Source organism: Tenacibaculum agarivorans, assembly GCF_001936575.1.
Classification (GTDB): Bacteria; Bacteroidota; Bacteroidia; order Flavobacteriales; family Flavobacteriaceae; genus Polaribacter; species Polaribacter agarivorans.
Map to the genome: position 1 here is coordinate 38,835 of NZ_MSMP01000016.1, position 13,676 is coordinate 52,510.

11 protein-coding genes are annotated in these 13,676 nt (G+C 30.7%); 2 read left to right on the forward strand and 9 right to left on the reverse strand.

Translation table 11 applies throughout. The annotated features are described in order from the left end of the window. The 4 genes from BVC87_RS13275 to rpmH all read right to left on the reverse strand — a co-directional run bounded on the left by BVC87_RS13275 (position 1) and on the right by rpmH (position 4,853). On the reverse strand, positions 1-1,125 hold the full coding sequence (locus BVC87_RS13275; protein ID WP_075342876.1) for an efflux RND transporter periplasmic adaptor subunit: 1,125 nt from the start codon (positions 1,123-1,125) through the stop codon (positions 1-3). Between the two features lie 8 nt (positions 1,126-1,133). Further along, entirely contained in the window at positions 1,134-1,589 is a 456-nt protein-coding gene (locus tag BVC87_RS13280; protein ID WP_075342877.1) for a MarR family winged helix-turn-helix transcriptional regulator, read from the reverse strand. Between the two features lie 145 nt (positions 1,590-1,734). Further along, positions 1,735-4,587 (reverse strand): carbamoyl-phosphate synthase large subunit, encoded by a 2,853-nt coding sequence (carB, locus tag BVC87_RS13285; protein WP_075342878.1) that lies wholly within the window; start codon positions 4,585-4,587, stop codon positions 1,735-1,737. A gap of 104 nt (positions 4,588-4,691) precedes the next feature. Then, on the reverse strand, positions 4,692-4,853 hold the full coding sequence (rpmH, locus tag BVC87_RS13290) for a 50S ribosomal protein L34 (RefSeq protein WP_075342879.1): 162 nt from the start codon (positions 4,851-4,853) through the stop codon (positions 4,692-4,694). 218 nt (positions 4,854-5,071) lie between these two features. Here rpmH and BVC87_RS13295 point away from each other — a divergent pair, with 218 nt between their 5' ends. After that, on the forward strand, positions 5,072-6,685 hold the full coding sequence (locus BVC87_RS13295) for a CTP synthase (RefSeq protein WP_075342880.1): 1,614 nt from the start codon (positions 5,072-5,074) through the stop codon (positions 6,683-6,685). Positions 6,686-6,738: 53 nt separating this feature from the next. Here BVC87_RS13295 and BVC87_RS13300 read toward each other — a convergent pair whose 3' ends face one another. The 3 genes from BVC87_RS13300 to BVC87_RS13310 form a co-directional block, all read right to left on the reverse strand. Further along, positions 6,739-8,073 (reverse strand): serine hydrolase domain-containing protein, encoded by a 1,335-nt coding sequence (locus tag BVC87_RS13300; protein ID WP_075342881.1) that lies wholly within the window; start codon positions 8,071-8,073, stop codon positions 6,739-6,741. Positions 8,074-8,136: 63 nt separating this feature from the next. Then, complete coding sequence (locus BVC87_RS13305; protein ID WP_075342882.1) at positions 8,137-8,931, reverse strand: helix-turn-helix transcriptional regulator; 795 nt, start codon at positions 8,929-8,931, stop codon at positions 8,137-8,139. 135 nt (positions 8,932-9,066) lie between these two features. After that, the gene (locus tag BVC87_RS13310; RefSeq protein WP_075342883.1) at positions 9,067-10,299 is read right to left on the reverse strand and encodes an ABC transporter permease; all 1,233 of its coding nucleotides are present in this window, start codon (positions 10,297-10,299) and stop codon (positions 9,067-9,069) included. A gap of 4 nt (positions 10,300-10,303) precedes the next feature. Here BVC87_RS13310 and BVC87_RS13315 point away from each other — a divergent pair, with 4 nt between their 5' ends. Further along, positions 10,304-11,578, forward strand: a complete 1,275-nt coding sequence (locus tag BVC87_RS13315) for an exo-beta-N-acetylmuramidase NamZ family protein (RefSeq protein ID WP_075342884.1) — start codon at positions 10,304-10,306, stop codon at positions 11,576-11,578. 169 nt (positions 11,579-11,747) lie between these two features. On the opposite strand, the gene BVC87_RS13320 is transcribed toward BVC87_RS13315, so the two are convergent. Together BVC87_RS13320 and BVC87_RS13325 are read right to left on the reverse strand one after the other, a co-directional pair. Then, positions 11,748-12,608, reverse strand: coding sequence for a glycosyltransferase family 2 protein (locus BVC87_RS13320; RefSeq protein WP_083629457.1), 861 nt, complete (start codon positions 12,606-12,608; stop codon positions 11,748-11,750). Positions 12,609-12,643: 35 nt separating this feature from the next. Next, on the reverse strand, positions 12,644-13,639 hold the full coding sequence (locus BVC87_RS13325; RefSeq protein WP_075342885.1) for a PLP-dependent cysteine synthase family protein: 996 nt from the start codon (positions 13,637-13,639) through the stop codon (positions 12,644-12,646). Positions 13,640-13,676 lie beyond the last annotated feature (37 nt).

The window sequence follows — 13,676 nt, forward strand, 5'->3', positions numbered from 1 at the left end:
TTATTCTTTAGCTTTAGTTTCAGAAAAAAGCTTCACTGGCATTCCAATATAAGCTCCTGCTACTGGTTTAGATACTAATTGCATTCCATCAACTAATCCTTCTATAACCACCGTATTTTCATTGAAATGAACAGGTTGTATATCTACTAGATCTAGTACATTATCTTTCACCACATATAATGATTTATTTTCTACTAATAACTTTCTATTAATTTCTATAGCTTTTGGCACAGATTGCGTAGCAACACTAGCCTCTAAATACATTCCTTCTCGTAATCCTTCTCCTTTTACTTCTATAAAGATTTGTACTGTTTGAGAAGTTTGGTCAATCTTACCATTAATTCTTGTTACGCTACCTTCCCATGTTTTTGTTTTTTCAAGATTATGTAATACTACCTTTTTACCTTTTTTCAAAATATCAGCAAAACTTGCACTTACCGCTAAAGGCAATTCAAAAACTGAAGTATCAATAAATTCTCCCATCTTCTGTCCCGTCCTTACTAATGTTCCGTTAGTTACTAAAGCTTCAGTTAAAACCCCATTGAAAGGTGCTCTGATATTATATTTCCCTAATCGAACTTCTAAATTTTTGATATTGTAATAGGTAGTGTAAATATTTTTTCCTGAAATAAAGTACTTTTCTTTATCTGACTTTGGCTCTGGTAATGGTTTAAGGATAGCATTAATATCAAAGTTTTTTAAATAAGCATCCCAAGCCACAAATGATTCATTATAATCCAATCGAATATCGGGCATAATAGAAGCTATTAAATTCTGTAAAGCACTTCGTTGAGATTGAATCGACGCATAAAATTCTTGATTATTGATTTTCAATAATGTTTGCCCTTTTTTATATGCAATACCTACTCTAAAATCTTTTCCTGCTGTTTGTAAAACTCCCTGAACTTCAGAATAAATCTCTACTTTATGCTTTGCTATTAAATTACCATTTGCTGTAATTTTGATTGGAATTTCTTCATTTTTTACTGTTTCAACAAAAACTGTTTTCTCTATTTTTGTCGCTTTTGGTTTAAAGTTTTTCTTACTATTTTTAAAATAATTAGATAGTAAAAGCGATAAGGCCAATATGGCAAGCCCTATTCCAGAAATGATTAGTTTTCTCATGTGTATATTTAGTTGTTACTACAACTGTTTATTGAATTAGCTATTAAGTTTTCTTGTACTCGTTTTATGACTTCTATAGTTGCTTCTATTTGTTCTTCAGAAATATTTCTCTGCAATGACGTTACAAAATCTTCTATAATGGGTAATGTTTCTTTAAATAAAGATTCTCCTTTTTTAGTTAAAAAAATATGATTTATTCTTTTGTCTAATTTTGAAGGAATTCTAGCAACTAAATTTTTCTTTTCCATGGTATTTACTAGCCTTGTCAGTGATGTTTTATCTCTTCCTGTTAAAAAAGCCAGTTCCTGTTGTGGCACTCCATCTTTCTCATGTAGTTTTTTTAAAAGCACCCATTGTGTTTTGGTCAAACGAATATTTTTCTCATGAAATATCTCCTGAATATGATTGTCTATCATCTTCATTGTTTTTCCTAACCAAGGCGCCAATGTCTTTTCTAATCCCATAAAAGATTCTAACTTATAAGATGCAAAATTACAGCTAAGGTTTAATTTAGTTGCATATACAACAAGTTAACTTTCTGTTAAAAAACGGCATAAAAAAACCTGAAGAGTATTCTTCAGGTTTAAATTATAAATCATAATTAAGTAATTATTTACTTAAATACATTTTTCTTCTAGAATATAAATCGTAGAAATCATCATCACGTAAACTATCAATGAATAAGATACTCTCTCCTGTACTCTTCATCTCTGGTCCTAGTTTCTTATTAACGTTAGGGAATTTGTTAAATGAGAATACTGGTTGTTTGATTGCATATCCTTCTAATTCTGGATTAAAATCAAAATCAGTAACCTTCTTATCTCCTAACATTACTTTAGTTGCATAGTTTACATATGGTTCTTTGTATGCCTTAGCAATAAATGGAACCGTACGAGAAGCTCTTGGGTTTGCTTCAATGATGTATACTTTATCGTCTTTAATTGCAAACTGAATGTTGATTAAACCAACCGTATTTAATTCTAAAGCGATTTTCTTTGTATACTCTCTAATTTGCTCCATTACTAACTCTCCTAAGTTGAACGGTGGCAATGTTGCATTTGAATCTCCTGAGTGAATTCCACATGGTTCAATGTGCTCCATAATACCAATGATATACACATTTTCTCCATCACAAATTGCATCAGCTTCTGCTTCAATTGCTCCTTCTAAATAGTGATCTAATAATAATTTGTTATTAGGAATTTTACGTAATAAATCTACTACGTGCTCTAATAATTCTTCTTTATTGATTACAATCTTCATTCCTTGACCTCCTAATACATATGAGGGACGAACTAAGATTGGGAAATCTAACTCATCAGCTAAAGCCAAAGCTTCATCTGCATTTGTTGCTACACCGAATCTTGGGTAAGGAATATTGTTATCTTTTAATAAAGTAGAGAAACTTCCTCTATCTTCTGCTAAATCTAAAGACTTATAACTTGTTCCAATTATTGGAATTCCGTAACGATCTAATTTTTCAGCTAATTTTAAGGCAGTTTGCCCACCTAACTGTACAATAACACCTTCTGGTTTTTCATGTTTGATGATATCATAGATGTGCTCCCAGAATACAGGCTCAAAGTATAACTTATCAGCTGTATCAAAATCTGTAGAAACCGTTTCAGGGTTACAGTTAATCATAATCGTTTCGTAACCTGCTTCTTTAGCAGCATATACTCCATGAACACAACAGTAATCGAACTCGATACCTTGACCGATACGGTTTGGTCCAGAACCTAAAACGATGATTTTTTTCTTATCAGAAACTACGCTCTCATTAGCAACATATCTTTCACCATCTGCCGTTTCTATTTCTTGCTCAAATGTTGAGTAATAATAAGGAGTTTGCGCTTTAAATTCAGCGGCACAAGTATCTACTAATTTATAAACACGCTTAATTTTATACTCTTCACGCTTCTTATATACTTCACTCTCTAAACAGTTTAACATGTGAGCAATCTGACGATCTCCGTATCCTTTTTGTTTAGCTTCAAGTAATAATTCTCTGTCTAAAGTATCAATTGTATATGTAGAAATTTCTTTCTCTAAGTTGAATAACTCTTCGTATTGTTTTAAATACCACATATCAATCTTTGTGATATCATAAATCTTACTTAAAGGAATCCCCATTGCAATAGCATCGTAGATTGCAAAAACACGATCCCAACTTGCATAAGTTAACTTCTCAATTACTTGGTTATACTCTTTATACCCTTTTCCGTCTGCTCCTAAACCATTACGTTTAATTTCTAAAGATTGAGTTGCTTTGTGTAATGCTTCTTGGAAAGAACGCCCAATTCCCATTACTTCTCCAACAGCTTTCATTTGTAATCCTAAAGTTCTATCAGAACCTTCGAATTTATCAAAATTCCAACGTGGAATCTTTACGATTACATAATCCAACGTTGGCTCAAATAATGCTGAAGTAGATTTTGTAATTTGGTTATCTAATTCATCTAATGTATATCCTATAGCTAGCTTAGACGCTATTTTTGCAATTGGATATCCAGTAGCCTTACTTGCTAAAGCAGAAGAACGAGATACACGTGGGTTAATCTCAATAGCGATAATATCTTCTTTTTCATCTGGAGACACTGCAAACTGAACATTACATCCACCTGCAAATTCACCAATACTACGCATCATTTTAATCGCCATATCACGCATTTTCTGATAGGTTTTATCAGATAATGTCATTGCTGGAGCTACTGTAATTGAATCTCCCGTATGGATTCCCATTGGATCCATATTCTCGATAGAACAAATAATTACTACGTTATCATTATCATCACGTAATAACTCTAACTCGTATTCTTTCCATCCCATCATTGCTTTATCAATCATCACTTCGTGGATTGGAGAAATCTCTAAACCTCTAGTTAATGACTTTTCAAACTCTTCTTCATCATATACTATAGAAGCTCCCGCTCCTCCTAATGTAAAAGAAGCTCTAATACATAATGGAAAACCAAACTCTTGAGCGATTTCCTTTCCTTTTAAATATGAAGTAGCTGTAGCTTGAGGTGCCATAGGAACATCAATTGTACCCATTAACTCTCTAAACTTCTCTCTATCTTCTGTGATATTAATAGCATCAATATCTACTCCAATAATTTCTACTCCAAAATCCTCCCAAATACCTTTTTCATCAGCCTCAATACATAAATTAAGTGCTGTTTGACCACCCATTGTAGGTAAAACTGCGTCAATCTGCGGATGTTCTTTAAGTATCTTAATTATTGACTTCGTATTCAATGGTAATAAGTATACATGATCAGCCATTGACGGGTCCGTCATAATTGTAGCAGGGTTAGAATTGATTAGAATAGTTTCAATTCCATCTTCTCTTAAAGAACGTAAGGCTTGCGACCCAGAATAATCAAATTCACATGCTTGACCAATTACAATAGGTCCTGATCCAATAATTAAAATCGATTTTAGCTCTTCTCTCTTAGGCATTTGTGTTGTTTTTCGTGTTTATGTAAAAATATAAAATTTGACTAGGTATAAAAAAAGGTGTTACTAATAAAAAGTAACACCTTATATATAAATGATCATAATCATTATTTCTTCGGTCTCGATTCAGATGAAACCGTTAATTTTTTTCTTCCTTTCGCTCTTCTTCTAGCTAATACTTTTCTACCATTAGCAGAAGCCATTCTTTCTCGGAAACCGTGTTTGTTTCTTCTCTTTCTCTTTGATGGTTGGTAGGTTCTTTTACTCATTGTAAATAAATCTTATTATCTTCTAAACTTTACTTTGCTAATAGTGAAATTCCGACTGCTAAAAGCGTGGGCAAATATACAACAGTTTTTCATTTTAACAAGTACTGAAACATTTTTTTTTCGATTATTTTTTTTCAGTTCCAAAAGCAGTCATTTTTCTATCATTTTTTATTGCTAAATCTGTCATTGTTCTTACTTTTGCCCAAACATAATACTACATGAACAACACTAAATATGTATTTGTAACTGGTGGTGTAACCTCTTCACTTGGAAAAGGTATCATTGCAGCCTCATTAGCTAAATTACTACAAGAAAGAGGATATTCTGTTACAATTCAAAAGTTAGATCCATATATTAATATAGATCCTGGAACTTTAAATCCATATGAACACGGTGAATGTTATGTTACTGATGACGGTGCAGAAACTGATTTAGATTTAGGTCACTACGAACGTTTTCTTAACATACCTACTTCACAGGCTAATAATGTTACTACAGGAAGAATCTATCAATCTGTAATTGATAAAGAACGTAAAGGTGAGTTTTTAGGAAAAACGGTTCAAGTAATTCCACATATTACAGATGAAATAAAACATCGTATTAAAATATTGGGAAATACTGGTAATTATGATATTGTAATTACTGAAATAGGTGGTACTGTTGGTGATATTGAATCGTTACCTTACATAGAAGCGGTTCGCCAATTACAATGGGAACTAGGTGAAGACAATGCTATTGTTATTCATTTAACTCTTGTACCTTACCTTGCTGCTGCTGGTGAGTTAAAAACAAAACCTACACAACACTCTGTAAAATTATTAATGCAAAGTGGTATTGGACCTGATATTTTAGTGTGTCGATCTGAACATGAGATTTCTCAAGACATTAAACGTAAATTAGCCTTATTCTGTAATGTTAAGAAACAAGATGTGATCCAATCTTTGGATGCTGAAACGATTTATGATGTACCTAATTTGATGTTTGCAGAAGGATTAGATCGAGTAGTATTAGAGAAACTAAATCTTTCTACTGATAAGCAACCAGAACTTGTAGAATGGAATTGCTTTGTAAAAAAGTATAAAAATCCAAAACATACTATTGAAATTGGTTTAATTGGAAAATATGTTGAACTCCATGATTCTTATAAATCCATTACAGAAGCTTTTATTCATGCGGGATCAACTCATGAAACTAAAGTAAATGTTCGTTGGATTCACTCTGAAGAATTAGAAACTAAAAACATTAATGAACAATTAAAAGATTTAGATGGTGTTTTAGTTGCTCCTGGTTTTGGAGAGCGTGGTATTGAAGGAAAAATTGAAGCTGTAAAATATGCAAGAGAAAACAATATTCCTTTCTTAGGGATTTGTTTAGGCATGCAAATGGCCGTTATTGAATTTGCTAGAAATGTATTACAACTCTCAGATGCAAATTCTACTGAAATGAATGAAGATACCTCTTCTCCTGTTATTAACTTAATGGAAGAGCAAAAAGATATTACCAATATGGGAGGAACAATGCGTTTGGGTGCTTGGGATTGTCAATTAACTGAAGGATCTAAAGCGTTTGATGCGTATAAAACTACCGATATCAGTGAAAGACATCGTCACAGGTATGAATTCAATAGTGAATTTAAAGCACAAATAGAAGCTGCTGGTATGAAAGCCACAGGTATTAACCCTAAGACTGGCTTAGTTGAGGTTGTTGAAATACCTTCACACCCTTGGTTTGTTGGAGTACAGTATCACCCAGAATATAAGAGTACTGTTTTAAATCCACATCCTTTGTTCTTGAGCTTTATTACAGCTGCTATTGAATATTCAAAACAATAATAAATACATTTGAAATACAAAAAGCTCACAAGATTTTAAACTTGTGAGCTTTTTTATTTAAGCGTGTTTTTCACCTTAATTCCCCTCCATTGTATACCCTGAAAATCCATCAATACATCAAATGATCCAGAAGAGTTTTTTATAAACTGTAAAGATTCATCAGAATTTTTATCATGAAAAAAAATAGTATCATTTTCTGAATATAGCATCCCTTTATTCTTTTCTTTTTGATATAAATATAAATTACCTTTATCAAGCTTTAATGTTATCAGTAAATGACCAATATCAACAAAATCGTAGGTTCCTATATACTTTTTTAAAATACTTTCAGCAACAAAAACTGATTTTCTATCTACTGCTTTTGGCATAACTACTTTTTTTCCTCGTAGTATATTTTGTAAATCTTTTACCAATTGCTCAAAAGGTATACCATCATAGTTTGCTAAAAAAACAATAGTATGGTCATTTTTAAAATCTCTCTCAACATATGCTCTTTTTCCTCTAGTTCCGCCTGCATGAGCAATAATCTTATCGTGACGTAAAGACCTAAACTTATTATCCTCTAAACTCAAAAGAAAATTAGATAGATCGTTGACTGTAGAATAAAAATTCCCCATTCGCATATCATCTTCTGGGAGGTGTTCTTCACATTGTAAACGCTTATCTTCATTCCAAAAGTGACCGTATGCATAATTCGATAAATATTTTAGTTCTCTATCAAAATTATCCCCCGAACTGTTCATTTTTAGAGGAGTAAAAAATGTATCTTTAATAAAAGACGCATACGATTTATGAGTTACTTGCTCTATAATATAGTAAAGTAGTTGAAAACCTACATTGGAATACAGTTCTTGCTTACCTGGTTCAAATTCTAATTTTTCTTTTGATGCATAGTATATAACATCATCTGAAGTAAGTAAGATATTTGCTTTATTAGTTTGACTAAACTCTCTGGGTAAGCCAGAAGTATTACTCATTAAATGTTCAATAGTTATTTTATGTCCATTTGGAAAACTAGGTACATATTTAATAAGGTTATCCTCTTTTTTTAGTTTTCCTTTTCTTTCTAACACTATGATACTTGCCTTAGCAAATAATTTAGATATAGATCGTATATCAAACTGACTATCATTAGTAACATATATTTTAGCATTAGTATCTGTAGTCATGTTAAAAGACTTTTTCAGTACAACTTTCCCTTTCTTTTTTAGCAACACGACTCCATTAAATTTATTCAACCTTGTAAGTTCAGTTAAATAGACATTCGAGTACCAAAAGAGACTATCTATATTTTCATTTTTTATAGTAGTTAAATTGTTTTCTTTTTTTCCTAATGAGCATGACATTAAAATCAAATTCAAAAAAGTTATTTTTAAAAGTATTTTCATGATATGTTTTTTCACAAATTAAAAATGATTTTTTCTCATTAAATTGTAAAAATGGAACATAGCTCAATGCCTCTGCAAAAATTTTGGAAGATCATTAAAAAAAGCTCTTGGTGCTACTCCACAAACTTGTTTAAAATCTTTTATAAAATGAGATTGATCAAAATAATTGTATTGATAACAAAGTGTTACTAAAGAAATATCTTGCTGTTTTATTTTGAATTTAACTAAGTCTAGTATTCTAGCAGTTGTTATAAACTTCTTTAAAGTATAACCTACATTTTGTTTAAATAATTTATTTATATACTGTCGTGATTTTTGAAACTTTTCACTTATATCTTCCACTGTAACTATACCTTTTTCAACATATATATACTCACATATCTCCCTAATAAAAAAAGAGACTTCATTTAATACTATACTTTTCTTACTCATAAGTTGATCAGCCAATTTAAATTTTTTATCAATGCTTTCAATGGTGAAAATCCCATCATAAAATTGAGTGAATTCGTTATCTAGATATTCCAAATCAATAACTCCAGGCTCTTCTATGAAAGAGAAAAAGTAATTTTTAGCCCAAGGTTGTAATTTAATGGTGAAAAAGGTTAGTGAATTTTCAAATTTAATTTTATAAGGTGGAGTAAGATTATGAATAGTGAATATTTTCTTGGAAATTCTAATTTGCTTTTTATTAACACCATATTCTAAAATAGTATTTGCTTCTTTAAAGAAAATAAAATCATAACAACAATCATCAATAATAGGGACAAATTTAGAAGAGACTTCATGGTTAGAAAAATAATAATATTCTTTGACCAAATGACTTATATTAAGATCAGGATTAACACTTTGTATATACATGGTATATTTTAAAATTAATAGAGAATTAAGACAATCAAATTAGTAATAAAGATTAACTAATTTCAATACCTCACCTAACTAGAAAATAAAATTTCTTGCTTCTAAAAGTATTAAATGAAAATCTGACAGAAATTTTTATTCGAATTTTATAGATTTAGAAGGCTTAATCTTCGCTATTATTATTGAAGGAATGAGTAACATTAACATACATAATAGTAAGGTACCTATATTTAACGCAATTACATAAAAAGCATCTATTTTTACTGGTACAATAGAAACGTAATATGTTTTGGGGTTCAACGTAATTATTTTAAAGAACTTTTGGATAAACAATAGCGCAAATGCAATTAAATTCCCCCAAAATAACCCTTTTAGAATTAGATAGGATGCATTGTATAAAAATATCTTTTGTATTTCCCAATTCTTACTACCTAAAGCTTTAAGAATTCCGATCATTTGCACACGTTCTAATATTAAAACTAACAAAGCTGTTATCATATTTATTCCAGCTATTAGAATCATAATACCAATAATAAACCAAACATTATTATCAAATAGCTTTAACCAATCGAAAATATGAAAGAAACTTTGTAATAATGTAGTAGACTGTAATAAGGGACTTATATTTTGATTGATCTTCTCTCCTTTTTCTCTTAACGTATCAAAATCATCTAATAATACTTCAAATCCTCCTACTTCATTTTCCTTCCATTTATTAATACGTTGCACTTCTTTTAAATCTCCAACAAGAATAGTGGCATCAAATTCTTCAAAACCTGTTTCATAAATCCCAACAATTACTGGTTTCCTCATCTTAAAACCCGATGCCGTTTTACTTTCAAACCAAGTTTGGATTGTATCGTTTAGTTTTAAATTGAGACGATCAGTGATATGTTTAGAAATCAAAATCTCTCTATTTCTTGGTTGATTGTAATTAGGTAACCTACCCTCAACTAAAAAATCCTTAAAAAAAGAAAAGTCATAGGCTGCATCTACTCCTTTAAATATAATTCCCTGAAAATCTGTTGCTGTTCTAATAATACCTCCTTTGTTAATGTAAGGCTGTACTTTTTTAATTCCTGAAACTGATGAAAAATCAGGATAAAAATCTTGATTCAAATCGATTGATACTGTAGAAACATCAGAATTATTATTGTCGTAATTCGTAATTTGAGCATGCCCTTTAAAACCTGCTATTTTATCACGTATTTTTTGTTTAAAACCAGAAGTAACTGATACAGAAACGGACATTATAGCAATCCCCAAGCTTATAGCTACTATAGCTATTTTTATTATTGGAGATGATATACTATTTTTATACGCTTTACCAGCTATTATACGTTTAGCAATAAATAATTCGTAATTCAAAGAAATGTTTTTTTACCAAATCAAAAGTACATATTTATTCTTGTTAATATCAATCCTTTTTTTTCTTAATGTTTGTAAGAGTGAAAACTCAAAAATCAATATCAATAAAAAAGATATAAAAAAGGAAGTTTCTTCAGTTTCCGTTCCCTCTATTCTTACTGGTGCAGATCAAACATCTATTTATATTCCTAAACTATTTGGTAAAAATATAGCGATTGTGGCTAATCAAACTTCTGTAATTAATAAAAAATCAAAATTTAACCCTGACATTACTTCTATCCATCTTGTTGATTATATTCATAATTCTGATAAAATTCATGTAAAGAAAGTATTTGCCCCAGAACATGGTTTTAGAGGAAAAGCTGATGCTGGAGAATCTATTAAAGATGGTATAGATACTAAAACAGGTTTACCAGTCATATCCTTATACGGAAAAAACAAAAAACCCAGCGCAACACAACTGGAAGATATAGATGTTGTCGTTTTTGATATACAAGATGTTGGTGTTCGCTTTTATACCTATATTTCTACTTTACATTACGTAATGGAAGCTTGTGCTGAACATAACATTCCCGTAATTGTATTAGATAGACCAAACCCAAACGCTCATTATGTAGATGGACCTGTTTTAGAAAGCAATTACAAGAGTTTTGTGGGTTTACATCCAGTTCCTATAGTTTATGGAATGACTATTGGTGAGTATGGAAAAATGATTAATGGAGAACAATGGCTTAAGAATGGAATACAATGCGATTTAACCGTTGTTTCTCTAAAAAACTATACACATAACACAGCATATAACCTGCCTATTAAACCTTCTCCTAATTTACCTAATAGTACATCAATCAATTTATATCCTAGTTTATGCTTATTTGAAGGTACTGTAGTTTCTGTAGGAAGAGGAACTGATCAACAATTTCAAGTAATTGGAAGTCCTAATAAACAATTTAGAAGCTCTCCTTATTCATTTATTCCTGTACCCAAAGAAGGAGCAAGACATCCTAAACATAAAGGAAAAGAATGCTTTGGATATGATCTAAGTAAAGAAAAGCAGCTTGATCGTTTAGAACTCAAATGGCTAGTGCATTTCTATAAAAAGTATACGACTAAAAATACAACAAGTAAATTTTTCAATCCATTTTTCACAAAATTAGCAGGAACGAAAAAATTACAGGCTCAGATAGAAAGTGGATTAACGGCTAAAGAAATTCGTGGATTTTGGGAAGAAGACCTTAAAGACTTTAAGAAAGTTCGTGCTAAGTATTTAATTTATAAATAGATTGTAACCACAAGGCTAAATTAATGTGAATTTGAATATCTATTATAAAAAGATGTATTCATTTTACAATGTTCTCGGTAACTTTTCAGGACTTGATTCAGCACAATTTTACTTTTGGTTTCGATAATCTCAATCACCGGTAAAAATCAATCGAGCTGACATTATTTTTTTAATTCCTAAGTTTAGCTTTAATGTTTTTCCATCTATAGTTTCTGATAAACTTTCCTTCTTCTCTATTTACAATTTTAGGAACTTTTGAAAAATAGGCCTTATTAAAAGAGTTTATGATTACAAAAAAATCTTTAATACTCTTTTTATTTAATGAGGATTTTAATGCAGCTATTAATGCTATTATTATACCATAATTCATTTTATACATAGCTAATCCCATTTTTTTTGCATGAGATTTTTTATACAATGCCCCTGTTGGTTTATTCACCTTTACTTTCAAGTCTTGTATTACCTTTAATTCGTAACCATAAAACTGTGCTAAGATTTCATCTACCGTATCCCAACCAATCGATTCCCGAATTCCATTCATGGCTTCAAAACAAGATCTACGATACGATTTTATAGGGCCTCTAAGATGATTTTTATCTGAGATAGTTTCGTAAATCCATTCTCCGTCTTTTTCTACATATATTAAACCTCCTACCATTCCTATCTTAGGGTTTTCTTGATAGGTAGCTATTACTTTTTCAAAATAGTTTGAGGGTAAATTCACATCTGCATCTAGTTTAAAAACCACATCCCAATGATCAAGATGCTGTAAACCTACGTTAAAAGCTTGAACAATCTTTGCTCCCGGTTCAAAACTTGGTTGTTTGTGTGTATCTACAATTTCAATAAAATCAACTTGTTTTTGAAACTCCTTAACTACAGCAACTGTATTATCTGTTGATCCATCATTTACAATGATTAATTTATATGGTACTACTGTTTGTTGAATAATCAATTGAATACAAGAGACTATAAATTTTTCTTCATTATAACAAGGAATAATTACCGAAAAAATTAAATCGTTAGCCATTGTAAGTATGAAATGTATTGTAGAAATCTAACTTATTATAAAAAACCTTGTTCTTTCATCCAATCGTCAGAATAGATTTTATCCATATAACGAATTCCATGATCTGGTAGTACTATTACTACGAAACTATCTTCAGTAAACATATTCTTTGCGGCAAATTGTTGCGTAGCTTGTGCCACTGCTCCTGAAGTATATCCGCATAATAATCCTTCCTCTTTCACTAATTTTCTAGCTGAAAAAGCAGCATCTTTATCTGTGACTTTTTCATAAATATCAATAACATCAAAATCTGTAGAAGTTGGAATTAAATTTTTTCCTAAACCTTCTATTTTATATGGAGCAATTTCTTTAGGATCAAATTCTTTTGTTTCATGAAACTTTTTAATAGCCGAACCTACAGCGTCAACTCCTAATATTTTAATATTTGGATTTTGTTCTTTCAAATATCTTCCTGTTCCTGAAATAGTCCCTCCTGTTCCACTCGCAGCAACTAAATGTGTAATCTTACCTTCCGTTTGTTCCCAAATTTCAGGACCGGTAGTATTATAATGTGCTTCAATGTTTAGCTCATTAAAATATTGATTGATATATATAGAATTTGGTGTTTCTCTATGAATTCTCTTAGCCGTTTCATAATAAGATCTGGGATCATCTGCAGCCACATTTGCAGGACAAACGTGAACTTCTGCTCCCATAGTAATTAATACATCTATTTTATTTTTAGATGATTTATCACTTACTGCTAAAATACATTTATATCCTTTAACCAAACTAATCATAGCTAAGCTAAAACCTGTATTTCCTGAAGTGGTTTCTACTATGGTGTCTCCTGGTTTTAGAATACCTTTCTTTTCTGCATTCTCTATAATATGAAGTGCAATCCTATCTTTTGCAGATTGCCCTGGGTTGAATGATTCTAGTTTTGCAAAATAGTCACCTGGTAGATCTTTAGTAATGGTATTTAATTTAACTATTGGAGTTTCCCCTACTAAATCTAAAATCGAATTTACTATTGCTTTATTTCTATTCATTCCTTATCTAAAGAAGAAATGGTATTATAAAATCATT